This window comes from Actinoallomurus sp. NPDC052308, assembly GCF_040679195.1.
In the GTDB taxonomy this organism is placed as follows: Bacteria; Actinomycetota; Actinomycetes; order Streptosporangiales; family Streptosporangiaceae; genus Actinoallomurus; species Actinoallomurus liliacearum.
Map to the genome: position 1 here is coordinate 13,223 of NZ_JBFAUM010000018.1, position 24,579 is coordinate 37,801.

Here is a 24,579-nt window from a genome sequence, read left to right on the forward strand (position 1 = left end):
CCATGTTCAACTCCGTCCTGATCGCCAACCGCGGCGAGATCGCCTGCCGGATCATCTCTACGCTGCGGCGGCTCGACGTCCGGTCCGTGGTGACCTACACCGACGCGGACGCGGACGCCCGGCACGTACGGGAGGCCGACGCCGCCGTACGGGTGCCGAGCTACCTTGACGTCGAGGGCGTCGTCGGCGCGGCCGTGCGGGCGGGCGCCGAGGCGGTGCATCCCGGTTACGGGTTCCTGGCCGAGAACCCCGACCTCGCCCGCGCGTGCGCCGACCACGGGATCGTCTTCGTCGGCCCGCCGCCGGACGCGATCAGCGCGATGGGCGACAAGATCCGCGCCAAGCGCACGGTCGCCGCCGCCGGTGTCCCGGTCGTCCCGGGCCGCGACGAGGCGGGGCTGACCGACGAGGAGCTGGCCGCCGCGGCCATGGAGGTCGGGCTGAACGCCGGCGCGGCCGTGCTGCTCAAGCCGTCGGCGGGCGGCGGTGGCAAGGGCATGCGCCGGGTCGAGGACCCGGCGGAGCTGCGGGACGCGATCGCGGCGGCCCGGCGGGAGGCGCGCGGGGCGTTCGGCGACGACACGCTCCTCGTCGAGCGCTACATCGACCAGCCCCGGCACATCGAGATCCAGGTGTTCGCCGACGCGCATGGGGGCGCCGTCCACCTCGGCGAGCGTGAGTGCAGCCTCCAGCGCCGCCACCAAAAGATCGTCGAAGAGGCGCCGTCCCCGCTGCTCGCCGGCCCGGACGGTGAGCGGATCCGGGCCGCGATGGGCGCCAGCGCCGTCGCCGCCGCGCGCTCCGTCGGCTACGTCGGCGCGGGCACGGTCGAGTACATCGTCTCCGCCGACCGCCCCGACGAGTACTTCTTCATGGAGATGAACACCCGGCTGCAGGTCGAGCACCCGGTGACCGAGGGCGCGATCGCGATCGACGGCCGGCCGGGCCTGGACCTGGTGGAGCTGCAGTTGCGGGTCGCGGCGGGCGAGCCGCTGCCGTTCGGGCAGGACGCCGTGGCGTTCGGCGGGCACGCGGTCGAGGCGCGGGTGTACGCCGAGGACCCCGCCCGCGGCTTCCTGCCCACCGGCGGCCGGGTGCTGCTGCTGGACGAGCCGTACGGCCTCGACGTGCGGGTCGACTCCGGGCTGGACGAGGGCGCCGTCGTCGGCGGCTCGTACGACCCGATGCTGGCCAAGGTGATCGCCTACGGGCCGGACCGCGCGAGCGCGCTGCGCCGGCTCGACCGGGCGCTGGCCGCGTACACGCTGCTGGGCGTCGGCACGAACATCGCGTTCCTGCGCTCGCTGTTGGCCGATCCGGACGTGGCCGCGGGCCGGCTCGACACCGGCCTGGTCGAGCGTCGCCCCGCCGACCCGGCGGACGGCGAGATCCCCGGGGACGTCCTGGCCGCGGCCGCGCTGGAGCGGATGCTCGCGCTGGAGGTGCCCGCCCCCGGCCCATGGGACGTCCTGGACGGCTGGCGGCTCGGCGAACCCGCCTGGACGACCTGGCGGATCGCCGGCCGCGAGGTGCGGATCCGCGGCCGCGCCGCCGACGCGCAGGTCTCGGTCGACGGCGGCGATCCCGTACGGGTCGCGGCCCGCCGCGACGGCGCGCACCTGATCGTCGACCACGCCGGGGACCGTACGCGCTTCACGTGCGTCCGCGACGGGGACGTGTGCTGGCTCGGCCGGGACGGGCGGGTCTGGTCACTGAAGGAGACCGAACCGCTCGCCGCGCGGACCGCCGAGACCACCGCCGCGGCCGGCGCCGTGCGCAGCCCCATGCCGGGCACGGTCGCGGCCGTCAAGGCGGCCGACGGGGACGAGGTCGTCGCCGGCCAGCCGCTGGTGATCGTCGAGGCGATGAAGATGGAGCACACCGTCACCGCGCCGGTCGACGGCGTGGTCGGCGAGCTGACCGTCCAGCCCGGCGCGCAGGTCGCCCTGGACGAGGTCCTCGCCGTCGTCACCCCGAAGGGAGACTGAACGATGCGCGTGCCACTCGACGGGCTGCCCGCCAGGGTCACGGTCTACGAGGTCGGAGCCCGCGACGGCCTGCAGAACGAGTCGGCGGTCGTCCCGGTCGAGGTGAAGCGGGAGTTCATCACCCGCCTCGCCGGGGCCGGGCTGCGGGTGATCGAGGCGACGAGCTTCGTGCACCCGAAGTGGGTGCCGCAGCTCGCCGACGCCGCCGAGCTGCTCGGCGGGCTGGAGCGCGCGGCGGGCGTTCGCTACCCGGTGCTGGTCCCCAACGAGCGCGGCCTCGACCGGGCCCTCGACGCGGGCGTCACCGAGATCGCGATCTTCGGCAGCGCGACCGAGACGTTCGCCCGGCGCAACCTCAACCGGACGGTCGACGAGTCGGTGGAGATGTTCGCGCCCGTCGTCGAGCGGGCCCGCGCGGGCGGCCTGGACGTGCGCGCGTACGTCTCGATGTGCTTCGGCGACCCGTGGGAGGGCGACGTGCCGATCGAGCAGGTCGTCTCGGTCGCCACCCGCCTCCTCGATCTCGGCTGCACGGAGCTGTCCCTGGGCGACACGATCGGCGTGGCCACTCCGGGGCACGTCACCGCCCTCATCGGCGCGCTGCTGGAGTCCGGCGTGGACGCCGGGCGGCTCGCCGTGCACTTCCACGACACCTACGGGCAGGCGCTCGCCAACACCCTGGCCGCGCTCCGCTGCGGCGTCACCATCGTCGACGCCTCGGCGGGCGGTCTGGGCGGTTGCCCGTACGCCAAGAGCGCGACGGGGAACCTAGCCACCGAGGACCTCGTGTGGATGCTCGACGGCCTGGGCATCGAGACCGGCGTCGACGTACGCCGCCTCGCCGAGACGAGCCTCTGGATGGCCGAACGCCTCGGACGCCCCAGCCCGTCCCGCGTCGTCCAGGCCCTGTCCCGAGAACAAGGGAGCGAATGATGATCGGATTCACCCTCGACGAGGAGTACGAGGCGCTGCGCCGTACCGTCGAGACGTTCGCCCGGGACGAGGTGGCGCCGGTCATCGGCGACTACTACGAGCGGGAGGCGTTCCCGTACGAGCTCATCGCCCGGATGGGGAAGATGGGGCTGTTCGGGCTGCCCTTCCCCGAGGAGTACGGCGGGATGGGCGGCGACTACTTCGCCCTGTGCATCGCGCTGGAGGAGCTGGCCCGCGTCGACTCCTCCGTCGCGATCACGCTGGAGGCCGGCGTCTCCCTCGGCGCGATGCCGATCCACCGGTTCGGCACCGAGGAGCAGAAGCGCGAGTGGCTGCCCCGGCTGTGCTCGGGGGAGCGGCTGGCGGCGTTCGGGCTGACCGAGCCCGGCGGCGGCACCGACGTGCCCGGCGGCATGCGCACCACCGCGCGCCTCGAGGACGGGCACTGGGTGATCAACGGGTCGAAGGCGTTCATCACGAACGCGGGCACCGACGTCACCGCCGCGGTCACCGTGGCGGCGCTGACCGGCGACGGCGAGATCTCCACGATCATCGTGCCGTCGGGCACGCCGGGGTTCACCGCGGGCAAGAAGTACTCCAAGGTCGGCTGGTCCGCCTCCGACACCCGGGAACTGTCCTTCGACGACGTCCGCGTCCCGGAGGAGAACCTCGTCGGCGAGCGCGGCCGGGGCTACGCCCAGTTCCTGCGGATCCTGGACGAGGGCCGCATCGCCATCGCCGCGCTGTCGGTCGGTCTCGCCCAGGGCTGCGTGGACGAGTGCCTGAAGTACGTGCGCGAACGCATGGCGTTCGGCCGCGCGATCGGGGAGTACCAGGCGATCCAGTTCAAGGTCGCGGACATGGAGACACGGGCGCACACGGCGCGGCTCGCCTACTACGCGGCGGCGGCGCGGATGCTCGCCGGCGAACCGTTCAAGAAGGAGGCGGCGATCGCCAAGCTGGTCGCCTCCAACGCCGCCATGGACAACGCCCGCGACGCGACGCAGATCTTCGGTGGCTACGGCTTCATGAACGAGTACCCGGTCGGCCGCTTCTACCGGGACGCCAAGATCCTGGAGGTCGGCGAGGGCACCTCGGAGGTCCAGCGGATGCTCATCGCCCGCCACCTCGGCCTCCCCGCCCGCTGACCCCACCGCCGCCGACGCACCCCGGGGGCCGCGTGCCGCCCCCGGGGTTCGCGCGGCTCGGGCGAGCGCTTCCCGCCGTCCGCCGCCGTCTCGCACCCGGTCGACACCGAACTCGCCGAGCTCCTGGCCGGCGTGTTCTGCGACGGCATCATCGCGCCCGGCTTCGAGCCGGGTACGGTCGAGCGGCTCAGCGGGAAGAAGAAGGGCCGTTTCATCGTCATCGAGGCCGACGAGACATTCGTTCCTCCGCCCCGGGGAGGAACGGGAGATGTTCGGCCTGCGCCTCGGCCAGGACCGCGACGATGTCCGGCTCTCCGCCGCCCTGCTGGACCAGACGGACGGCGCGCTGCCGAAGGAGGCGGCGGAGGATCTGCTGCTGGGGCTGGCGGTCCTGCGCTTCACCCAGTCGAACTCCGTGTGCTACCTGCGTGGTGGCATGACGCTGGGGATCGGTGCCGGCCAGCAGTCCCGAGTCGACTGCACCCGCCTGGCCGGGGCCAAGACGGACACCTGGTGGCTGCGCCGCCATCCGGCCGTTCGCGCCCTCGCCTTCCGACCCGACGTCCGTCGCCAGGACCGGATCAACTGGCGGCTCCGCGTCATCGAGGGCGACCTCACCCCGGACGAGGGCGAGCGCCTGGCGCAGGAGCTGCGCTCCGACGACCGCGCCCGGTGACTCCGCCGCCTCGACGGCGCCGCCTTCGCCTCCGACGGGGCCCTGCCGTTCCGCGACAACGTCGACCACGCCCGCCGCCACGGCGTCCGGTACATCGCCGAGCCGGGTGGATCGATCAGGTCGGACGAGATCGAGGCCGCCTGCCGCGAGCACCGGATCACGCTCGTCCGCACCGGCCTGAGACTCTTCCACCACTGACGAGGCTTCCGCGCCCTGCCGATGATCGGTGACCGGTGGCCGGCACGAAGGCTCGGTGAAGCTGATCGACGCGCTCCAAATTATAGTGATTTATGTCGTTTTGTCGGGCTGTCGATGATGCGTTCACCGAGCCTTCTAGCGCCGCCCTCTTCGCGGACGGGCGCGCAAATATACGGATATATGCCTCCATCTTGAGTTGATCTCCGCTTTCGCGGATATTGCCGATGACAGACTCAGAGGAACGGGGTGTCGCCATGGTCATGGCGTACAGGGTCGAACGTGCGGGTGCCTACAAGATCCGAGTCGACGCGAACGGCAAGATCACGACGTTCGACGGGACGAATGACAAGTACGGCATCGACATCAGCTTCGGAACCGCCGACCACTCGACGTACTACGCCGGCGAGCACACGTCCGACCAGGGGCTCCGCGTCGTGACCTTCGAGATGGAGGAGGGCTTCTGGAACGCGATCAAGTACCTGAAGAAGTTCGGCAAGGATTCCGAGAAGAATGCCGGAAAGGTCTGGCTCGAGCAGCGGAAGATCAAGAAAGAGCCGAGCGGGTCGGACGGTGCGAACCTCAGCAGCTTCGTCAAGAAGACCGCGCTCCACTTCGATCGCGAGTGGCTGCCCCACCTGCTCAAATCGGTCAGCGGGAAGGCGAGTATCGAGTACGTCAACGAGGAGACCGAGGTATACCCGGCCAAACTCGATGGCGTGTTCTATGGATTCATGAGTATGTCCGATATCCAGGACGGCGGTTACGAGGTCGATGAGGACGGCTGGGACAAGACCGACGAGGACATCGGGAAATGAGGGGCGTGCCGAAGGCTCGGCGAAGCTGATCGATCAGCCCGAGATTCAGACTGTTCACCCCGGTTCGCCACCGTCGGTCTGAGCCTCACCGAGCGTTGTGTCCGCCGTGCTCCGCGTCGCCGTGCCCGCGGGCTTCCGCGTCACCGTGTTCGGCGGCTCCGGTCAGGGTCAGCGGTCGTCTGGGTGGGGTCGCTCCTCGGGGGGCGGGGGCGGCGCTTGCGGCGGGACGTACGGTGCCTGCGGCGCACGCAGGTCGTACGAGCCCTGGAGCGGGTCGTACCGCGGTCGCGGCGGCGGCAGGGCCGGCGTCGGGCCGGGGTCCGGAAGCGGTGGCGCCTCTCCGGGCGATCGGCCGGACGCGCGCTCCCGATAGGTGTCCTTGAGCCGGCCGCCGAGCCGCCTGCCCATGCCGCGCATCTGGTCCGCGCGTTCTGAGTTCAGGGCGCGCCGCAGGTTCTCCGCCTGAGCGAGGCGGGCGGCCTGCTCGCGCGCCGTGTCCCGGGCGGCCTGCCCGGCCGCCTGGGCGCCGTCCCAGGCCAGGGCGGCGCCCTGCCACGCGGTCGCCGCGACGCGCTGGTACGTGCGGGCGCGGACGACGGCGGTCCGGGCGAACAGGTCGGCGAGCGTACGGCGGCGGCCGCCGAGCAACGCGGGCAGGCTGGTCGCGGCGAAGACGGCGAGGGCGAGCAGCCAGGTGACCAGCGCCAGGAAGAAGAGGCCCTCCAGCAGGAGTATCCAGGCCGCGCAGTAGAGCCCGGTGCCGCCCGCGGTGGTGACGACGGCGCGGCGGAAGGCGTTCCCCCGGCCGGGGCGGCGGTCGTCCCCGGTGACCGCGCGGACGCGCAGGTCCATCGCCGCCTTGCCGAGCGTGCGCCCCAGCCAGGCGTGCATGGCGAACTGGTACAGCAGCTGGATCAGAATGAGCAGGATGAGGGCCTGCTCGACGTCGAGGACGAACGTGTCCCACAGCCCGGTCCCGAAGTCGGTGGCGGCCTTCTCCACGTTCCCACCGGACAGCAGCAGGCCACCGGCCGCGGACAACCCCTTGTAGGGCAGGTCGTCCACCAACTGACCGTGCAGCCGAGCCCATGTCATGACGGCCAGCAGGACGGCCGCGCTCCACAACAGCAGCGTGTCGATGCCCCAGGCCGTCAACCGCCGCACACGCGGAGCGGCGCCGTCGGCCGGCGGTGGCCCCTCCGGCAGCGGCGGAACGGAGTACGGGGACGGCGGAGGCGGGGGAGCGGCGTACACGCGCCGGAGTGTAGAGATCGGTAATGATCATGTCAGGCCTCCAGGCCAAAAACGGCCGGACCTGGCCGAACCGGCCGAATCCGCGGCGGTGGCGCGGTACCGCCGGCGGGTGGCGTGGGCGGCGAGGAGTCGTACGAGGCGGTTGCCGGGCCGCGCGGCCGGAGGTTCCGCCCCGGCTTGCGGCGGTGATGGGCACTCACCGAAAGCTTCGGGTGAGCGCTTCGCCACGCAGGGTAGGGATCTGATGTGGGCTCGGGCAGGGCGCTCGGGCCGAGGGGTCTCCGGGAGGGCGGCGATGGGCGGGATCGGACGTGCGATGCTCGCGGCGGTCGTCGCGCTGGCCGCCACCGGCTGCGGAGGTGGGGACGGCGAGTCGCGTACGGCTTCGTCACCCGGGGCGAGAGGCGGCGCGCCGACGGGCCCGACGTCGCCGGCCGCCATACCTGCGACGCGTCCGGCCGAGCCGATACCGCCCCGTGGAGTCCCCGTACCGCCGACCGGCCCGACGTCGCCGCCCTGGCCGGTGCCGCGGACCTCGGCGGGGCCCGGCACGCGGTTGCCCCGCGCGGCGAATAGCACCGATCTCGGCGCCTGCCGGAGGGGACGATGCGAGGTCCAGGTGTCCCCGCATGATCGCATCCCGGTGCCGGCCAGGCTCGGGGTGGACGAGCTGAGGGTGACCGCCATCACCGGCGAGGGCATCAGTTTGAAAGGGACCGCCCCCGGCACGTCCCTCAGCGTCCAACTGGCAGGGAACGCCGGCGCGACCTCCGTGATGAACGGCCTTGCGATCACCCTCGTCGCGATCGCCGACGGCAAGGCCGTCCTGCGCATCGCTCCGGCTCCAGAGCGGTGACTGAAGAGCCCGCGCATTCCACACTGACCCCGTCAAGCCGGTGACCCGTCGGCGGGCCGCGTTGCGGATGCTCAGGGGTGCAGGACGACCTTGTTGCACTGCTCCTGCTTGTCGCGGAAGATCTGGTAGCCGCGCGGAGTGTCGTCCAGGCTCATGTGGTGGCTGATCACGAAGCTGGGGTCGATGTCCCCGCGCCGGATCCGGTCCAGCAGGGGCCGCAGGTACTTCTGCACGTGGCACTGCGCGCCCCGCATGGTCAGCGACCGGTTCATGAAGGAGCCCATCGGGAACTTGTCGACCAGCCCCCCGTAGACGCCGATCACCGAGATGGTTCCGCCGTTGCGGCAGGACATGATCGCCTCGCGCAGGACGAACGGCCGGTCGGTCTCCAACCGGGTGGCCTGCTTGGCCCGGTCGTAGGCGTACATCGGCGTGGCGTGGTGCGCCTCGAGGCCGACCGCGTCGATGCAGGAGTCCGGGCCGCGCCCGCCGGTCATGTCGCGCAGCGCGTCCGGGACGTCGATCCCCTCCTCGTAGTCGAGGGGTTCCGCGCCCATCTCCTCGACACGGCGCAGCCGGTACGGGAACCGGTCGATCGCGATGACCCGTTCGGCGCCCATCAGGAACGCGCTGGCGATCGTGAACTGGCCGACCGGACCGGCGCCCCACACCGCGACGACGTCACCGTGCTTGATGTCCGCCATCTCCGCCCCGATCCATCCGGTCGGGAAGATGTCGGACAGGAACAGCACCTTCTCGTCCGGCAGGTCGTCCTCGATCTTGATCGGGTTCACGTCGGCGAACGGCACCCGTGCGTACTCCGCCTGCCCGCCGGGGAAGCCGCCGAGCATGTGGCTGTAGCCGTAGATCCCGGCCGGGGCGTGCCCCATGAGCTTCTCGGCCATCCCCGCGTTGGGGTTGGAGTTCTCACAGATCGAGAAGAGTTCGTTCTCGCAGGCCCAGCAGCTCCCGCAGGCGATCGGGAAGGGGACGACCACCCGGTCGCCCGGCCGCAGGTCGCGGACCTCCGGACCGACCTCCACGACCTCGCCCATGAACTCGTGGCCGAGGACGTCGCCCTTCTCCATCGTCGGGATGAAGCCGTCGTACAGGTGCAGGTCGGATCCGCAGATCGCCGTCGAGGTGACCCGCACGATGGCGTCGTGGCTGTTGAGTATCTGCGGGTCCGGGACGTCCCGTACCTGGACCTTCCCGCGGCCCATCCAGCAGTTGGCTCTCATCGGAGTGCTCCTCTCGCCAAGGGCTGGGCCGGACGTTGTCTGAGCTGCCGCTTCGTGAGCGTGCCCTCCGGCGTGCCCTCGGAGCGGACGACCTCGCCGGTCTCCATGACCTGCTTGAACCTGCGCAGGTCGTCACGGACGAGCTGGTCGGGGTGCTCTCCCAGGAGGCGGGTGAACGCCGCGGCGGCCGCTCCTCCGGGCGGCGCGTAGTGCAGCGTGACCCGGACCTCCGTGCCCCGGTCGCCGGGCGCGTCGGTGAAGCGGACCGTACCGCTGTTGCCGGCGATGAGCCCATGGGTCACGTGCCAGGCGATCAGCTCGCTCGGGCGGTCGTCGATGATCTCGGCCTCCCACTCGAGGTTCCTGCCGAGCGGGCCCGTGGCCCTCCAGTGGGAACGCCCGTCGCCGAGGTCACGGACGGTGACGAGGTGGATCATGAACTCGGGGAGGTTCTCCACGTCGTGCCAGAAGCGATAGACCTCGTCGCGCGGCCGGTTGACGGTGATGGCGGCGTGCACGGTGCTCCTGCGGACGCGCTCCAGATCCCGGCGCCGGCTCCCGCGCACCGCGGCGTACAGGTCGACCGCGGTGATCCCGGCGACCCCCATGGTCACCGCCAGGACCCGATTGCGTCGGAGGCCCGTCCGGTTCGAGGCCGCCAGGCCCAGGGTGGTCAGGTCCAGGACATCGCCCGCGACCCGGGTCCACACGAGCGGGCCGGGCAGCCGGCTGCCCAGCAGCAGCGCCGCGTGCGCCAGCTCTCGTACGCCCACCAGGCGCACCATCGTGCGCGCCGTCCTCGAGTCGTCCAGGCCGCAGATCCGGCTCACGACGTCGGAGGCGGTCAGCGGTGCGATGCCCAGACCGAGGCTGGCCAGTCCCAGGGTGCGAGCGAGGCGATTGGCTCTGCGCCGATCTTCATCAGTCATGTTCTTCACCTGCCGATTCGCCGTGATCGCGGCAGGTTCGCCGCGGCCGGCCGCGGCTAAGGTCGTCGGCCCACGGCCGGAGACGCTCCAGAGAAGAAAATGGAGCCTACGAAACCCGGCCCTACCCCCCGTTATGTCGGTTTAGTGGGTGGTTTACGTAAAGATCGGCTGATTCGGGGTCACCGGCGCTCGGCCACCAGGAGCATGAAGATCGCGGTTGGGAACCCCGTCCGCCACCACGGGTCGCTCTCGAGCTGCTCGTCCGTCGGGTGCGGCTCCCGCAGGTCCGCGATGACGAACCCGGCGTCCCGGAGGGTCTTGGAGTAGAACTCCAGCGGGCGGAGCCAAGAAGTGATCTTCGAGGGCGAGCGGAGCCCGTCGACCATGAAGTGCTGATCGATGCCCCGCCCGGCGAAGTACTCCGCCGCGGGCACGCTCGTGCTCGCGCCCCGCTCGGCGTTCCCGGTGTAGAAGCAGGGGTGCAGCGTGAGGATCACCAGCCGCCCGCCGCTCCTGAGCACCCGGCCGAACTCCCGGATCGCCCGGGACGGATCGTGCAGGTGGCTGAACAGGTGGTTGCACACCACCAGGTCGAAGGACTCGTCCTCCAACGGCAGTTCGTCGACGCTCGCCCGGGTGAACGAGGCGGAGCCGGCGCCCTCGACCGGCAGATCGTCCGCTGCGTCGACCAGGCCCTGGCAGGCGTCGACACCGATGACCTGGGCGCCACGGGACGCCAGGGTGCGGGCGAGGTACCCTTCGCCGCAGCCGGCGTCCAGGACCCGCAGGCCCGCGCAGCGGCCGACCGCGTCGAGGACGGCCCGGTCGGTCAGCTCGGTGCGGTACCGGTCACGGCGCTCCCGGATCACCTTCACCCAGTAGTCGGTGTTCGCTTCCCACCGCTCCCGGGTCAAGTCTGCGACGTCTTGGTACGTCCTGCCCATTCGTCCCCCCTCTGGCATGGTCACACCACGCCCTTGAGCTGCCGCACCAGATCATTGCAGGCGGCCCGGATTCGTTTGTCCCGGCAAGCGGCGGCGCGTTGCTGGAGTGTCGTGATCAGTTCGGTGATCCGCCGCCCGAAGGTCGGGTCGCGGCGAAGCGCGAGCGGAAGGTACGTCGACACGAGGTAGTACAGGTACGCGTCGTTGTAGGTCTTGATCTCCCGCAGCACCTCGACCGCCGTGTTCCGCAGCAGGAGCGAGCTGGGCAGGGTGAAGTCGGAGCTGATCCGGCCGTCCCGCGTATAGGTCGGAAAGGACCATTCCTCCAGCGCGGCGTACACCGGTGTGCGCTCCAGCTCCAGACGGTACTTCTCGGCGAGCTCCACGTCATTGGAGCTGATCAGCGCTCCCATCACCACCCCGCGCATCATCAGGGCGCTCTGGCGGCCGGGCGTCTGCAGCCCCAGGTCGGGGTCCGGCGCGCCGGCCACCTTGCTGACCTGGTGGATGAGGATGTTGAGGGTGAGCAGCGAGTGGAACGAGTAGGTCTTGCGGCCCAGCCGCGGGGCCAGGTCGATCGACGCCTCGACGAGACGGCGCGGATCGCCCAGCAGACCCTGTCCCGGCTCTGCGGAGAACAGCGCCTCGAGCGCGCGGTCCTGCTCCCGGCCCCAGAAGCGGGCGAGATACGAGGAGACCCGCTGGCTCGGGCCGTCGCGCACGATGTACAGGGCGGCCTCGAGGGCGTTCAGCAGGAGCTGGCGGGAGACCGTCGAGTTCTCCAGCGCGTCCAGGTTGACGGACAGCCCTTCGGCCTGGAGGTTCGCGATGAGCGTCGTGCGCCGCTTCAGCAGCGCGTGCGCCATCGCGTATTCGGCGATCCCCGGCACCGACGACATCAGGCTCTGCAGCGACCGGCCGCTGACGCGATCCAGCCAGTCGCCGTTGTCCCACAAACGAAAGATCGTGCTCTCGTCGAGCCCGGAGAAAACCGCCACATCGGACATCGTCAGCCCGATGTCCTGCGCGATTTCGGAGAGAGGCTTCGGGTCGCTTTCGGCTGGCATCACGCGCTCGGGAATTCGCACTCGCTGGCGCATCGATCCTATCCGGCATCTGCGGATAGCACGATGAATCCGCCCGGATCACTATTGAGCGCTTTCCGGGGAACCCTCCCACCTGGGCGTTCCCGATGAAAGTCAGGGTGCGCGGCCCCGGCCCGGAACGGCGCCACTTCGGCGGTCCGGTCCTCAACGCCTGCGGCCCACGCAGCCGATGAGGGGTACGGCGTCGGCCGCCTCCGGCTCTCCTCCGGAGCGCGACAGCGGTAGGCCGGCCGGGTAGGGGGCGACCGGATCGAGGCCGTGGGCGATCCGCGCGATCTCGAAGCGGCTGCGCGGGATGAACGAGAGCCCCGCCTCCTCATACAGGTCGGCGACCGCCTCCAGGTCCGGCGTGCGCTCGACGTGGGAGACCACCACGTGGCTGCCGGTGGGCAGGTAGCGCACGAGCTCGTCCACGATCCGGCGCGGGTTCCCCGGCACGAAGGGCAGGACGTTCAACAGGAAGACGGCCACCGGCTCGGTCAGGTCGAGCAGCCGCAGCAGGTCCGGATCGCCGAGCACCGTCGACGGCTCACGCAGGTCGGCCTCGTACACCCCGACACCGCCGTCCACGGCCATCAGGGCACGTGCGTGGGTCAGCACCATGGGATCGTTGTCGACGTAGGCGACACGGCAGTCCGGGTCGATCTCCCGGACGGTCTCGTCCAGGTTGATCTCCGTGGGCAGCCCGCAGCCGATGTCGAGGAACTGCCGGATGCCCCTCTCCGCGGCCAGGAAACGGGCCGTACGGTGCAGGAAGCCCCTGTTCACCTGCACCAGCCTGGCGATGACGGGCGCCTCGCGCAGCGCGCGTTCGGCCAGGTCCCGATCGACCGCGAAGTTGTCCTTGCCCCCGAGGTAATAGTTGTCCACGCGGGCGACGTTCGGCGCGGCCGCGTCGATCCCGCCCGCGGCGGCGTCCTCGTACGCCTCTTCCGGTTCGTACGGCCACGCCCGGTCGAACGCTGAGCGCCGCATGCTGACGACCGATCCCATGACAGACAGCCTTACGCGTCCGAAGAATTCCGTCATGGGTCCTTGCGTGCGTGCAAAACCCCCATGGCACGCTGCGGCTTGACCGGTGTGGGGTCGTTCCGATGAACCGGAGCCGACTGAGGGGCCCGGTAACGGTCTATCTGTGGCTGGAGAAAGGCCGTTACCGAAATACGCGTTTCCTAGGTCCGGTCGGCGCGGATGGCCCGCAGGGTCTGCCGGGCGCGGGCGCGGGCGCGGGCGCGGGCACGGCCGCCGGGTCGGCCGGATCTCACCGGACGAGGGTTCGGCGGCCGCGCCGACCACCGGGTAGCCCCGGTGGTCGCCCGGGCTGCGCAGCGGGTATGCCCAGTTTTATGGCCACTCTGCGCTCGTGGGCCGAGACGCCGCGCCACGTACGGACGGTGCGCGGCCGCGGACGGGCGTGGGACGCCATCACGGCACTGCTGCGGTCGGCCCAGGCCGGGCGGTCCGGCGTCGTGCTCATCGAGGGTGAGGCGGGAACGGGCAAGAGCCTCCTGCTCGCGAGCGCCGCCCGCACGGCCGCCGCGCTGGGGCTCTCGACGGCGGCCGGCGGAGTGGGGGAGTTCGGGGAGGTGGCGCCGCTCGAGCCACTGCTGTCCGCGTTCGTCGGCCTGGCGGTCGTGGGCGACGCCGGGCCGGGCGGCCGGCCGGGCCGGCGGCTGCGGATCGTGGGCGAGCTCCGAGCCGAACTGGAGCGACGCGGCGGCGACGGACCCGTGCTGGTGAGCGTGGACGACCTGCAGCGGGCCGATCCGGCCACGCTCGCGGCGGTGCACACGCTGACGCGGACGCTCGTCTCCTGTCCCGTCGTATGGCTGCTGGCCCGCCGCACGACCGGCGGCGCGCTCGAGGCCGACCGCCTGTTCGACCTGCTCGAGCGCGACGGCGCGACGCGGCTCACGCTCGACCCGTTCGACGACGCGACCGTGCGGGAGGTCGTGATCGACATGCTGGGAGCGGTGCCCGACCCGGATCTGCTGGCGCTGGCGGCGGAGACGGGCGGCAACCCGGCGCTGCTGACCGAGCTGCTGACCGGGCTGCGGGACGAGGAGACGGTACAGGTCGTCGACGGGCGCGCGCGCCTGGTGACGCCCCGGATCCCGCAGCGGATCCGGGCCGACCTCAGGCACCGGCTGGGCCAGGTCGGCCCGGGAACGCGTCACCTGCTGAGCGTGGGCGCGGTCCTCGGGCGCTCGTTCTGCCTGGAGGACACCGCCGAGGTGCTCGGCACGACACCGGCCGCGCTCCTGCCCCAGCTCGACGAGGCGTTCGCCGAGGGACTCCTCGTCGCCGCGCCGGAGGAACTGGCGTTCCGGAACGGCCTGCTGTGGCAGGTCGTCACGGACGCGGTGCCGCCGCCGGTCCGGCGGGCGCTGCACCGGCAGATCGGGGACCTCCTGATGGAGCGGGGCGGGAGCGCGGTCCCGGCCGCCGCCGCACATCTCATGCAGGGGGTCCGGGTCGGCGACCCCCGCGCCCTGGCCGCCCTCGACCGGGCGGTCGCCGAGGTGCTCCTGCAGTCGCCCCGGGCCGCGGCGGCGCTGGCCGCGCACGCCCTCCGGCTCACCGATCCGACCGATCCGGCCTGGCCCGCGCGTACCGTGACGGCCGTCCGGGCACTGAGCATGGCGGGCCGGCTGCAGGAGGCCCTCGGTCTCGTGGACTCGGCGCTGATGACGCCCCTGCCCGGCGAGACGTCCGTCCGGCTGCGGTGCCTGCGATCCGCGATCCTGCCCCTGACGGGCCGTACGAGGGAGGCCGCGACCGAGGCGAGCGCTCTTCTCGCCCTCCCGGGGCTGTCCGGCGAACTCCGCGACGAGGCCGAGCTCGTGCTGCTCAACACGCAGGCGGGGATGGGCGACGACGCCGGCGCCCGCGCCCGCGCGGAACGGATCGTGTCCGCGGCGGGTGGCCACGGCGATGCCCTGCTCACCGGGGCGCTGATCACCCTTGCCCTGTCGGAGTGGGGATCGGGGCGGCTGTCCGACGGCCTGCGGCTGGCCCACGAGGCCGTACGGCACGCGAGGTCGGCGGACGCGCGCCGTCTCCATCCACAGATGATCCTGGCGATGCTGCTGATCGACGTTCTCCGCATCGAGGAGGCTCGCGCGGTGATGGAGAGCGCGGGGGAGGAGGCCGAGACCGCCGGCCACCTGGCCTGGGCGGCGGCGCCCGCGGTCCTTCGCGCCCGCATGCACCTGGCCGCGGGGCGGTTCCACGACGCCGCCGCCGAGGCGGAGGCGGGCCTGGCGATCATCGGCCCGCTCGGACCGCACGTGCTCACCTCGCACCTACTCTCGGTGCTGGCCACAGCGACGCTGCGGGCCGGTGACCTGCGCGCGGCCCGGAGCTACGCCGAAGGAGAGCGGCCGCCGCTGTGCCACTGCGGCTCACCGTACGCCGACGCGCGGCTCCTCCTGGCCCGGGCGCAGGTCGCCGTGGCCAGTGAGGGCGCGGCCGCGGCGGCGGAGACGGTCGGGCGGCTCTGCGACGATCTCGCGACGCAGCGATGGACGCTGATCAGCGAACCCACCGCGGCGCCATGGCTCGTACGGACGGTGCTCGCCCTGGGCGACCGGGGGCGCGCCCGTACGGTCGTCGCGGCGATGGACCGGCTGGCCGGCGACCATCCCGCCTTCACCGGCATCGGTATCACCGCCGCGCACGCCCATGGCCTGCTCGATCGGGACCGAGGAGCGCTCGAGCGCGCCGCCGCCGAGCACGCCGATCCGTGGGCGCGCGCCTCGGCGGCGGAGGACCTGGGCATGTTGATCACGGAGGAGTGCCCCGCCCTGCGTCGGGACGCCGTCGCGGGCCTGGACACGGCGCTCATGGCCTACACGGCTCTCGGGGCGGCCCGGGACGCGGCGCGGGTGCGCCGCCGACTGCGGCGGCTGGGCATCCGGCGCCGGCACTGGAACCAGGCCGACCGGCCGGTCTCGGGCTGGGCGAGCCTCACCGACACCGAACGCAGCGTCTCCGCGCTCGTCGCACAGGGCCTGACGAATCGCCAAGTGGCGGACCAGCTGTTCATGAGCGCCCACACGGTCGCCTTCCACCTGCGCCACATCTTCCGCAAGCTCGAGGTGACGTCCCGGGTCGAGCTGACCCGGCTGACCATGGAGGCGGACACCTGACATCCGCCTCAATGGTCAGCCGCTGAGACGATCGTGGACCAGCCGGACCGCCATGGCGCCCTCGCCCACCGCGGAGGCGACGCGCTTGATCGACCCGCTCCTGACGTCGCCCACCGCGAACACGCCCGGCAGATTCGTCTCCAAGGGCAGCGCGCCGCCGGTGCGGATGAAGCCTTTCTCGTCGAGGTTCACCTGACCGCCGAGCCAGGTGACGCAGGGGTCGGCGCCGATGAAGACGAAGAGAACGCGGGCGTCGAAGACACGCCGCTCGCCGCTCTGGTTGTTCTCGGTGACGACCACCCGCAGCGTGTCGTCGCCTATCAGTTCACGCACCTCGGTGTTCAGGTGGACCTCGATGTTCGGTGAGCGTTCGAGCTGGTCGACGAGGTAGCGCGACATGCTTCTGCCGAGATCGTCGCCGCGGACGAACAGCCGTAGCCGGTTCGCGCGCTTGGCGAGGTACAGCGCCGCCTGGCCGGCCGAGTTGCCGCCCCCGACGATCGCGACGGGCAGCCGCTCACACATCAGTGCCTCGACCTCGGTGGCGGCATAGTAGACGCCGTACCCTTCGAACCGCTCCAGGTTCGGAACGTCGAGTCGGCGGTAGCGAGCGCCGGTTGCGATGATCACTGTGCGGGCCCTGATCCGTCCGCCGTTCCCGACCGAGACGGCGTACTGTCCGTCCAGGATTTCCAGGCCGGTCGCCTCCACCGGGACGCCGAGCCGCGCGCCGAACTTCTCGGCCTGGATGACCGCCCGCTCGGCGAGTTCGGCGCCGGAGACGCCCGAGGGGAAGCCGAGATAGTTCTCGATACGGGATGAGGTGCCCGCCTGTCCGCCGGTGGCGATCGCGTCGAGGACGGCCGTGCGCAGGCCTTCCGACGCGCCGTACACGGCCGCGGCGAGTCCGGCCGGACCGGCTCCGACGATCAGCAGGTCGGCGATGTCCTCCTCGACCGGTGCGGCCGGCCCGACCAGCCGGGCCAGCTCGGCGTTGCTCGGGTTGCGCAGGAACCGATGGTCGTTCAGGATCACCACGGGCGTATCGGCCGGCGTGACGTGCAGACGCCGCAGGGCCTTTTCGGCCTCCTCGTCCTCCTCCAAGTCGATCCACCGGTGTGGCAGCCGGTTGCGCGCGGCGAAGTCGCGTAGCCGCCGGGTGTCCGGCGAGAAGCGCGAGCCGATGATCCGCAGACCGGCGCCCTGCTCGATCAGCAGCGACCGTCGGATGAAGTAGGCGCGCAGGATCAGGTCGCCGAGAATCGGGTCCCGGGCCACCAGCGCGCGCAGGCGTTCCACCGGGACCCGCAGAACCTCGCCGGGTTCGCCGACGACCGCGCCGACCAGTATGGAGTGCCCGGACAGCAGGCTGATCTCGCCGAGAAACCGGCCGGGTCCATGGACCCGGATCACCGCGTCCCCGTCGAGGATCGCGACCTTGCCCTCCAGGACCACGAAGAAGTCGTAGTCGCGCTCGCCCTGGCGGAACAGGAACTGGCCCTGCCGAGTCGGCATGCGCTCCCCGTACCCGGACAGGCGTTCGATCTGCCCGGGGTCCAGGCGCGGGTACGCGCCGTTGAGGTCAGGCGTCTCCTGCAAGGGCCTTCTCCACCCACGCGCGCAGGGCCGGGGCCGGTGCGGCGCCGGCCTGGCGGGCGACGATCTTTCCGTCGCGGAGGATGAGCAGGGTCGGCACGGCCTGGACGGCGAAGCGCTCCTGGAGCTTGGGCGCCCGGTCGATGTCGACCTTCACGAGCTTGATCCGGCCGGCCATGTCGCGGGCGAGCTGTTCGAGCGCCGGGCTGACCATGCGGCACGGGCCGCACCAGGTCGCCCACAGGTCGACCACGACGGGCAGCGAGGCGCGTTCGGCGACGTCGGCGAAGTCGTCGTCGCCGGCGTCGGTGACCCACGGGAGCGGCTGGTGACAGTTCCCGCAGTTCGGGACGCCGTCGGCCACGGCCGGCACGCGGTTCTTCGTGCCGCAGTGCGGGCACTGGACGATCATCTGTCCCCCTCGCGGTTCTCGTAGGAGATGACCAGCTCCTCGTTCTCCAGTCCCACGCGGATGACCGCGCCGTCCAGGATCTCCCCGGACAGCAGCGCCCGCCCGATCCGGGTCTCGACCTCGCGGGCGATGAACCGCCGCAGCGGCCGGGCGCCGTACACCGGGTCGAAGCCCTGCCGGGCGATGAAGGCGCACGACTCCGGCGTGACCTCCAGGGTCATCCGGCGGTCCGCGAGGCGGGACCGCAGGTCGTTGAACATCAGGTCGACGATCTGCTCGATCTCGCGGTGCGTCAGCGGCTTGAACAGCACGACGTCGTCCACGCGGTTGAGGAACTCCGGCCGGAAGTGCGACCGCAGGGCGCCCATCACGGCCTCACGGGCGTCGGGCTTGATCTCGCCCTCCCCGGTGACGCCGTCGAGCAGGAACGCCGAGCCGATGTTCGAGGTCATTATGAGCACGGTGTTGCGGAAGTCGACGGTACGTCCCTGCGCGTCGGTGAGCCGACCGTCGTCCAGGACCTGCAGCAGCGTGTTGAACACGTCGGCGTGGGCCTTCTCGATCTCGTCGAGCAGCACCACGGAGTACGGCTTGCGCCGGACGGCCTCGGTGAGCTGGCCGCCCTCCTCGAAGCCGACGTAACCGGGCGGGGCGCCGACCAGGCGGCTGACCGTGTGCCGCTCCTGGTATTCGCTCATGTCGAGCCGGACCATGTTCTCCTCGGTGTCGAACAGCGCCTCGGCCAGCGCCTTGGCCAGCTCGGTCTTGCCGACCCCGGTCGGGCCGAGGAAGATGAACGAGCCGATCGGGCGGCGCGGGTCCTTGATCCCGGCGCGGGCCCGGATGATCGCGTCGGTTACGGCCTGCACGGCCTCGTCCTGGCCGACGACGCGCTCGTGCAGGACCTCGTCGAGCCGGAGCAGCTTCTCCCGCTCGCCCTCCTTCAGGCGGCTCACCGGGATCCCGGTCCAGCGGGACACGATGTCGGCGATCTCGTCCTCGGTCACGACCTCGAGCAGCAGCCGCCGGCCGCCCTGCTTGTCGGACAGCCGCTCCTCCTCGGCCTGCAGCCTGCGTTGCAGTTCCGGCAGCAGGCCGTGGCGCAGTTCGGCGGCCCGGTTCAGGTCGTAGTTGCGTTCGGCCTGGTCCGCCTCCCGGCGCACCCGTTCGATCTCCGACCGCAGCTCCTGGGCCTTGCGCAGGGTCTGCCGCTCGGCCTCCCACTGGGCGCGCATCGCGTCGGCCTCGGCCTTGAGATCGGCCAGCTCCTTGCGCAGGTTTTCCAGGCGCGACCGGCTGGCCGGATCGTCCTCCTTGGCCAGCGCGGCCTCCTCGATCTCCAGCCGCATCACGCGCCGGGTGAGCTCGTCGAGTTCGGCCGGCATCGAGTCGATCTCGGTGCGCAGTTTCGCCGCCGCCTCATCCACCAGGTCGATGGCCTTGTCCGGCAGGAACCGGTCGGAGATGTAGCGGTGGCTGAGCGTCACCGCCGCGACGATCGCGGAGTCCTGGATCTTCACGCCGTGGAAGACCTCCAGGCGCTCGCGCAGGCCACGGAGGATCGAGATCGCGTCCTCGACGGAGGGCTCGTCGACCATGACGGGCTGGAAGCGGCGTTCGAGGGCGGCGTCCTTCTCGATGTGCTTGCGGTACTCCTGAACCGTCGTCGCGCCGATCATGTGCAGCTCGCCGCGGGCGAGCATGGGCTTGAGCATGTTGCCGGCGTCCATCGCGCCCTCGGCCGCGCCCGCCCCGACGACCGTGTGCAGTTCGTCGACGAACAGCAGGATCCGCCCTTCGGCGGACTTGACCTCGGTCAGCACGGCGTTGAGGCGCTCCTCGAACTCCCCCCGGTACTTCGCGCCCGCCACCAGCGACCCCATGTCGAGCTGGAACACGGTCTTGTCCCGCAGCCCCTCGGGCACGTCGCCCTGGTCGATGCGCTGGGCGAGCCCTTCGACGATCGCGGTCTTGCCGACGCCCGGGTCGCCGACGAGGACCGGGTTGTTCTTGGTCTTGCGGGAGAGGATCTGCACCGTTCGGCGGATCTCGCTGTCCCGGCCGATGACCGGGTCCAGCCTGCCGGACTTCGCCTCGGCGACCAGGTCCCGGCCGTACTTGGTCAGCGCCTCGTACGCGGCCTCGGGCGTGGCGGAGGTCACCCGCTGGCTGCCGCGGACCTTGGTGAGCTCCTGGAGGAACTGGTCGCGGCTGACGCCCTTGATGACACCGTCCTCGATGAGCGCCAGGACCAGGTGCTCGACGGAGACGTACTCGTCCTTCAGCCGCTTGGACTCGCGATCGGCGGTGTCGAGCAGGCGGGAGAGCCGCTGGGTGACGTAGACCTGGCCGGGCGTGGCGCCCGGGCCGGTGACCCGGGGACGTTTGTTCAGCTTGGCCTCGGTCTCGGAGCGCAGGAGGTCGAGGTTCACGCCGGCCCCGGCGAGCAACCGGGGCGCCAGCCCCTCCGGCTGGTCGAGCAGGGCGAGCAGGAGGTGCTCGGCGTCGACCTCGGTGTGCCCGAAGCGCAGGGCCTTGGTCTGCGCGTCGTGCAGGGCCTCCTGGGACTTCTCGGTCAGTCGGTTCAGGTCCATGATCGACCTCCGGTGCGTTGCTGAGCGCGATGTCTCTGGGCCGCCTCCAGGGCGGCGATGCGGTCGAGCAGGTCGCAGACCAGGCCGACCGCCGCGTAGTTGAGCGAGAACCCGGTGCGGAGCCGCTGCACGCGTGCGAGGGCGGCGAGCTGCTCGGGGGAGAACCACAGCCCGCCGGAGACGTCACGGTCGGCGTCGACGATGCCCAGCGCGACGAACCGGCGGACCAGCTCGGGGTGGACGTGGGCGTCGCGGGCGAAGGTCTCCAGATCGACCCGTACCGGCCGCATGAGCGCGTATCTCACGATCGTCTCCTTGGATCGAACGACGACTTGGCGGCCAGCTCCTCGAAGAGCCGTCTCTCCTCGGGACTGGGCTGGGGCGGCACTCTGATCTGGACCTCGGCGTACAGGTCGCCCGGAGTACCTCGGGGGTTGGGTAGGCCGCGGCCGCGCAGCCGCAGCCGCCTGCCGCAGGACGAGCCGGGCGGAACCTTCACCTTCGCCTCGCCGCCCGGCGTCTCGACCGGGACCGTGGTGCCGAGCGCCGCCTCCCAGGGAGCGAGCGGCAGCCGTACGGTGACGTCACGGCCGTCGACGCGGTAGGTCGGGTCCGGCCTGATGCGCACGAGCAGGTACAGATCACCCGGTTGCCCGCCGTCGCCGCCGCGGCCGCCCTGCCCGGCGAGCCGGATCCGCTGACCGTCGGTGACCCCGGCGGGGATGTCGACGTCGATGGTCCGGCTGTCGAGGCGGATCGTGCGATGCCCTCCGCGGTAGGCCTCGTCGAGGCCGATCTCCAGCTCGGCCTCCTGGTCGGCGCCGGGCATCGGTCCCCACCCGAAGCCGCCTGGACGGCGTCCCCGCCCGGTGCGGCCGGCGCGTCCTGCGAAGATGCCGCCGAGCAGATCCTCGAGGTCGACCTCCTCGCCCCCCGTACCGAAGCCGCCGAACCCCCCGGCCCCGGCCCCGGCCCCGGCTCCCGCGCGGGCCCGCCCGCCGGCGCCGGCACGGGCACGTGCCCAGGTCTCCGGGTCGACGTCCGGCGGCACCCGCCGGAAGTCCTCGCCGAAGGCGTCGTAGCGCTTGCGTTGTTCGGGGTCGGACAGCACGGCGTACGCCTCCGAGGCCTCCTTGAAGCGGTCCTCCGCGTCGGGGGCCTTGTTGACGTCGGGGTGGTACTTACGGGCGAGCTTGCGGTAGGCGCGCTGGATCTCCTCCTGACCGGCCGTCCTGGGCACACCGAGGATCTCGTAGAAGTCACGGGCCGGAGCCATCGGCCTGCCGCCCCTTCGAGACCACCACCTGCGCCGGACGCAACTGGTTCTCGCCCTGGCCGTAACCGGGACTGGTCACCTGCACGATCGTCCCTTCCGGGGCGTCGGCGTCGGGAATGGTGGCGACCGCCTCGTGCCGGGTGGGGTCGAACAGCCGCCCCGTGTCGTCCTGGCGGGGGTAGCCGAGCCGTGCCAGCAGCGCGAGCGCCTGGTCGCGGACGGCGCGTATCCCTTCGAGGAGGACGTCGGGCTCCGCGCCGGCGTGCTCGATGGCCCGTTCGAGGTTGTCCACGACGGGCAGCCACTCGGCGGCGGTCCTGGCGCGCTCGTCCGACCGCAGCCGTTCGGCGTCGCGGGCGGCGCGCTTGCGGTGGTTCTCCAGGTCCGCGAGCGCGCGCTTCCACCGGTCCTCCAACTCGGCGAGCCTCGTCGCCAGGCCGGCGTCCTCTGCCACCGGTTCGTCCGGCCGCATGTCACTCATCGGTCGTGAACTCCGCGTCGATCACGTCGTCGTCGCCTCCGGCGGGCCCGCCCCCAGCGGCTCCGCCACCGGCGCCCGGTCCGCCGGGGCCGCCCGGTCCGCCGGGGCCGCCCGGTCCGGCCGCGCCCGGTCCGGCGCCGGCCGTCGCGATGCCGAGTCCGTGGTAGACCTGCTGCAGTTCGGCGGTCAGGGACCGGAGCCGCTCGATCGGCACCTCCAGCTTGATCGCCTCGCGGGCGTCCATCACGAGCATCTCGGCCCGCGCCTTCTCGTGCGCCGGCACGGCGTCCCCGAGCTCCTGGACCCGCTTCTCCACCTGGTAGGCGACCGAGTCGAGCGCGTTGCGAGCGTCGATCACCTCGCGCAGTCGCTCGTCCTCGGAGCGGTGCTGCTCGGCGTCCTGGATCATCCGCTCGATCTCGGACTGGTCGAGGTTGGTGGTCTCGCTGATGGTGACCGTCTGCTCGACGCCGGTGTCCTTGTCCCGCGCGGAGACGTTGAGGATTCCGTTGGCGTCGATGTCGAAGGTCACCTCGATCTGCGGTACGCCGCGTGGGGCGGGCCGGATGTTCTCCAGCCGGAACCGTGCGAGGACCCGGTTGTCGGCGGCGCGTTCGCGTTCGCCCTGCAGGACGACGACGTCCACCGCGGTCTGGTTGTCCTCGGCGGTGCTGAAGGTCTCCGTGCGGCGGGCCGGGATCGTGGTGTTCCGTTCGATGATCTTGGTCATGACGCCGCCGAGCGTCTCCAGGCCGAGCGACAGCGGGGTGACGTCCAGCAGGACGACGTCCTCCACCTCGCCCTTGATGACGCCGGCCTGGGCGGCCGCGCCGAGGGCGACGACCTCGTCCGGGTTGACCGTCATGTTGGGGTCCTTGCCGCCGGTCATCCTGCGGACGAGCTCCTGCACGGCCGGGATGCGGGTGGACCCGCCGACGAGGATGACCTCGTCGATGTCGTTCGCGGTGGTCTTCGCGTCGGCCATCGCCGTCTGCACCGGGCCCTTGGTGCGCTCGATGAGGTCGCCGGTGATCTGCTCGAACGTCGAGCGCCTCAGCGTGGTGTTCAGGTGCTTGGGGCCGGTCGCGTCCGCGGTGACGAACGGTAGGTTGATCGTCGTCTGGGTCACCGAGGACAGCTCGACCTTTGCCTTCTCCGCGGCCTCGAACAGGCGCTGCAGCGCTTGGGGATCCTGGCGCAGGTCGATGCCGGTGTCCCGCTGGAACTCATCGGCGAGGTGATCGACGATCCGGCGGTCGAAGTCGTCACCGCCGAGATGCCCGTCACCGGCGGTCGCGAGGACCTCCACGACGCCTTCACCGATGCTGAGCAGACTCACGTCGAACGTCCCGCCGCCCAGGTCGAAGATCAGCACCGTCTCGTTCGCGCCCTTGTCCAGCCCGTAGGCCAGCGCGGCGGCGGTCGGCTCGTTGATGATCCGCAGGACCTCCAGGCCCGCGATCTTCCCCGCGTCCCGCGTGGCCTGGCGCTGGGCGTCGTTGAAGTACGCGGGGACCGTGATGACCGCCTCGGTCACCCGCTCCCCGAGGAACTTGCCCGCGTCGTCGGCGAGCTTGCGCAGCACGAGTGCGGAGATCTCCTCCGGCGCGTACATCTTGCCGCGGACGTCGAAGCGCACCGCGCCGTCCGGACCGGACACCACGTCGAAGGAGACCGCGTTTATCTCGCTGGCCACCTCGTCGTACCGGCGGCCGATGAACCGTTTCGCCGAGTAGATCGTGCCCTTGGGGTTGAGAATCGCCTGCCGGCGCGCGAGCTGCCCGACCAGACGCTCACCCTGCTCGGTGAAGGCCACCACGGACGGCGTCGTACGCGATCCCTCGCTGTTGGGGATCACGGTGGGGTGACCGTCCTCGGTCGTGGCGATCACCGAGTTCGTCGTGCCGAGATCGATTCCGACTGCCTTAGCCATTCCTTCCTCCTCGACCGGTCCGCCGGGTTTCCGGTCTTCGGCCGAACG

Annotated in this window: 20 protein-coding genes and 1 pseudogene; 8 read left to right on the top strand and 13 right to left on the bottom strand. The window is 71.5% G+C overall.

What is annotated here, in order from left to right:
- Positions 1–2: 2 nt before the first annotated feature.
- The 6 genes and pseudogenes from AB0L00_RS31570 (at position 3) to AB0L00_RS31595 (ending at position 5,758) form a co-directional block, all read left to right on the top strand.
- Positions 3–1,988 carry a biotin carboxylase N-terminal domain-containing protein gene (locus tag AB0L00_RS31570; protein ID WP_364440866.1) on the top strand — a complete coding sequence of 662 codons (1,986 nt, stop codon included), beginning with the start codon at positions 3–5 and terminating at the stop codon, positions 1,986–1,988.
- Between the two features lie 3 nt (positions 1,989–1,991).
- Positions 1,992–2,921, top strand: a complete 930-nt coding sequence (locus AB0L00_RS31575) for a hydroxymethylglutaryl-CoA lyase (protein WP_364440717.1) — start codon at positions 1,992–1,994, stop codon at positions 2,919–2,921.
- On the top strand, positions 2,921–4,069 hold the full coding sequence (locus tag AB0L00_RS31580; protein WP_364440718.1) for an acyl-CoA dehydrogenase family protein: 1,149 nt from the start codon (positions 2,921–2,923) through the stop codon (positions 4,067–4,069). Before AB0L00_RS31575 ends, AB0L00_RS31580 begins: the two co-directional genes overlap by 1 nt.
- Before the next feature lie 96 nt (positions 4,070–4,165).
- A pseudogene (locus tag AB0L00_RS31585) lies at positions 4,166–4,288 on the top strand (hypothetical protein); the annotation flags it as partial.
- 49 nt (positions 4,289–4,337) lie between these two features.
- Positions 4,338–4,745, top strand: a complete 408-nt coding sequence (locus AB0L00_RS31590) for a hypothetical protein (RefSeq protein WP_364440719.1) — start codon at positions 4,338–4,340, stop codon at positions 4,743–4,745.
- A 422-nt stretch (positions 4,746–5,167) separates the two neighbouring features.
- Positions 5,168–5,758 (top strand): hypothetical protein, encoded by a 591-nt coding sequence (locus AB0L00_RS31595; protein ID WP_364440720.1) that lies wholly within the window; start codon positions 5,168–5,170, stop codon positions 5,756–5,758.
- Positions 5,759–5,926: 168 nt separating this feature from the next.
- Here AB0L00_RS31595 and AB0L00_RS31600 read toward each other — a convergent pair whose 3' ends face one another.
- Positions 5,927–7,012, bottom strand: coding sequence for an RDD family protein (locus AB0L00_RS31600; protein ID WP_364440721.1), 1,086 nt, complete (start codon positions 7,010–7,012; stop codon positions 5,927–5,929).
- A gap of 676 nt (positions 7,013–7,688) precedes the next feature.
- Between AB0L00_RS31600 and AB0L00_RS31605 the strand changes: the two genes are divergently transcribed.
- Entirely contained in the window at positions 7,689–7,868 is a 180-nt protein-coding gene (locus AB0L00_RS31605; protein WP_364440722.1) for a hypothetical protein, read from the top strand.
- Between the two features lie 71 nt (positions 7,869–7,939).
- On the opposite strand, the gene AB0L00_RS31610 is transcribed toward AB0L00_RS31605, so the two are convergent.
- From AB0L00_RS31610 to AB0L00_RS31630, 5 genes are all read right to left on the bottom strand, one after another.
- Entirely contained in the window at positions 7,940–9,109 is a 1,170-nt protein-coding gene (locus tag AB0L00_RS31610) for a zinc-dependent alcohol dehydrogenase (protein WP_364440723.1), read from the bottom strand.
- Positions 9,106–10,038 carry an SRPBCC family protein gene (locus AB0L00_RS31615; protein WP_364440724.1) on the bottom strand — a complete coding sequence of 311 codons (933 nt, stop codon included), beginning with the start codon at positions 10,036–10,038 and terminating at the stop codon, positions 9,106–9,108. Before AB0L00_RS31615 ends, AB0L00_RS31610 begins: the two co-directional genes overlap by 4 nt.
- Before the next feature lie 179 nt (positions 10,039–10,217).
- On the bottom strand, positions 10,218–10,982 hold the full coding sequence (locus AB0L00_RS31620; RefSeq protein WP_364440725.1) for a methyltransferase domain-containing protein: 765 nt from the start codon (positions 10,980–10,982) through the stop codon (positions 10,218–10,220).
- A gap of 20 nt (positions 10,983–11,002) precedes the next feature.
- Positions 11,003–11,980, bottom strand: coding sequence for a hypothetical protein (locus AB0L00_RS31625; protein WP_364440726.1), 978 nt, complete (start codon positions 11,978–11,980; stop codon positions 11,003–11,005).
- Between the two features lie 252 nt (positions 11,981–12,232).
- The gene (locus AB0L00_RS31630) at positions 12,233–13,081 is read right to left on the bottom strand and encodes an SAM-dependent methyltransferase (protein WP_364440727.1); all 849 of its coding nucleotides are present in this window, start codon (positions 13,079–13,081) and stop codon (positions 12,233–12,235) included.
- A gap of 353 nt (positions 13,082–13,434) precedes the next feature.
- Between AB0L00_RS31630 and AB0L00_RS31635 the strand changes: the two genes are divergently transcribed.
- Positions 13,435–16,239 (top strand): LuxR C-terminal-related transcriptional regulator, encoded by a 2,805-nt coding sequence (locus AB0L00_RS31635; protein ID WP_364440728.1) that lies wholly within the window; start codon positions 13,435–13,437, stop codon positions 16,237–16,239.
- Positions 16,240–16,254: 15 nt separating this feature from the next.
- On the opposite strand, the gene AB0L00_RS31640 is transcribed toward AB0L00_RS31635, so the two are convergent.
- Genes AB0L00_RS31640 through dnaK form a run of 7 tightly spaced genes read right to left on the bottom strand, consistent with a single transcriptional unit; the run spans position 16,255 to position 24,531 of the window.
- Positions 16,255–17,838 (bottom strand): FAD-dependent oxidoreductase, encoded by a 1,584-nt coding sequence (locus AB0L00_RS31640; protein WP_364440729.1) that lies wholly within the window; start codon positions 17,836–17,838, stop codon positions 16,255–16,257.
- Positions 17,822–18,247, bottom strand: a complete 426-nt coding sequence (gene trxA / locus AB0L00_RS31645; RefSeq protein ID WP_364440730.1) for a thioredoxin — start codon at positions 18,245–18,247, stop codon at positions 17,822–17,824. Before trxA ends, AB0L00_RS31640 begins: the two co-directional genes overlap by 17 nt.
- Entirely contained in the window at positions 18,244–20,841 is a 2,598-nt protein-coding gene (clpB, locus tag AB0L00_RS31650; protein ID WP_364440731.1) for an ATP-dependent chaperone ClpB, read from the bottom strand. Before clpB ends, trxA begins: the two co-directional genes overlap by 4 nt.
- Positions 20,832–21,146 carry a chaperone modulator CbpM gene (locus AB0L00_RS31655; RefSeq protein ID WP_364440732.1) on the bottom strand — a complete coding sequence of 105 codons (315 nt, stop codon included), beginning with the start codon at positions 21,144–21,146 and terminating at the stop codon, positions 20,832–20,834. The genes clpB and AB0L00_RS31655 overlap by 10 nt, the downstream gene beginning before the upstream one ends.
- Positions 21,143–22,117, bottom strand: a complete 975-nt coding sequence (locus AB0L00_RS31660; RefSeq protein WP_364440733.1) for a DnaJ C-terminal domain-containing protein — start codon at positions 22,115–22,117, stop codon at positions 21,143–21,145. The genes AB0L00_RS31655 and AB0L00_RS31660 overlap by 4 nt, the downstream gene beginning before the upstream one ends.
- Entirely contained in the window at positions 22,101–22,598 is a 498-nt protein-coding gene (locus tag AB0L00_RS31665; RefSeq protein WP_364440734.1) for a nucleotide exchange factor GrpE, read from the bottom strand. The genes AB0L00_RS31660 and AB0L00_RS31665 overlap by 17 nt, the downstream gene beginning before the upstream one ends.
- Complete coding sequence (dnaK, locus tag AB0L00_RS31670; protein WP_364440735.1) at positions 22,591–24,531, bottom strand: molecular chaperone DnaK; 1,941 nt, start codon at positions 24,529–24,531, stop codon at positions 22,591–22,593. Before dnaK ends, AB0L00_RS31665 begins: the two co-directional genes overlap by 8 nt.
- Positions 24,532–24,579: the final 48 nt, after the last annotated feature.

What these genes read in the sequence shown, in the direction of transcription:
- dnaK (WP_364440735.1), bottom strand. Translation starts at nt 24,531, where the DNA reads ATGGCTAAGGCAGTCGGAATCGATCTCGGCACGACGAACTCGGTGATC.
- AB0L00_RS31620 (WP_364440725.1), bottom strand. Translation starts at nt 10,982, where the DNA reads ATGGGCAGGACGTACCAAGACGTCGCAGACTTGACCCGGGAGCGGTGG.
- AB0L00_RS31660 (WP_364440733.1), bottom strand. Translation starts at nt 22,117, where the DNA reads ATGGCTCCGGCCCGTGACTTCTACGAGATCCTCGGTGTGCCCAGGACG.
- AB0L00_RS31570 (WP_364440866.1), top strand. Translation starts at nt 3, where the DNA reads ATGTTCAACTCCGTCCTGATCGCCAACCGCGGCGAGATCGCCTGCCGG.
- trxA (WP_364440730.1), bottom strand. Translation starts at nt 18,247, where the DNA reads ATGATCGTCCAGTGCCCGCACTGCGGCACGAAGAACCGCGTGCCGGCC.
- AB0L00_RS31665 (WP_364440734.1), bottom strand. Translation starts at nt 22,598, where the DNA reads ATGAGTGACATGCGGCCGGACGAACCGGTGGCAGAGGACGCCGGCCTG.
- AB0L00_RS31630 (WP_364440727.1), bottom strand. Translation starts at nt 13,081, where the DNA reads ATGGGATCGGTCGTCAGCATGCGGCGCTCAGCGTTCGACCGGGCGTGG.
- AB0L00_RS31610 (WP_364440723.1), bottom strand. Translation starts at nt 9,109, where the DNA reads ATGAGAGCCAACTGCTGGATGGGCCGCGGGAAGGTCCAGGTACGGGAC.
- AB0L00_RS31580 (WP_364440718.1), top strand. Translation starts at nt 2,921, where the DNA reads ATGATCGGATTCACCCTCGACGAGGAGTACGAGGCGCTGCGCCGTACC.
- AB0L00_RS31595 (WP_364440720.1), top strand. Translation starts at nt 5,168, where the DNA reads ATGACAGACTCAGAGGAACGGGGTGTCGCCATGGTCATGGCGTACAGG.
- AB0L00_RS31615 (WP_364440724.1), bottom strand. Translation starts at nt 10,038, where the DNA reads ATGACTGATGAAGATCGGCGCAGAGCCAATCGCCTCGCTCGCACCCTG.
- AB0L00_RS31590 (WP_364440719.1), top strand. Translation starts at nt 4,338, where the DNA reads ATGTTCGGCCTGCGCCTCGGCCAGGACCGCGACGATGTCCGGCTCTCC.
- clpB (WP_364440731.1), bottom strand. Translation starts at nt 20,841, where the DNA reads ATGGACCTGAACCGACTGACCGAGAAGTCCCAGGAGGCCCTGCACGAC.
- AB0L00_RS31575 (WP_364440717.1), top strand. Translation starts at nt 1,992, where the DNA reads ATGCGCGTGCCACTCGACGGGCTGCCCGCCAGGGTCACGGTCTACGAG.
- AB0L00_RS31635 (WP_364440728.1), top strand. Translation starts at nt 13,435, where the DNA reads ATGGCCACTCTGCGCTCGTGGGCCGAGACGCCGCGCCACGTACGGACG.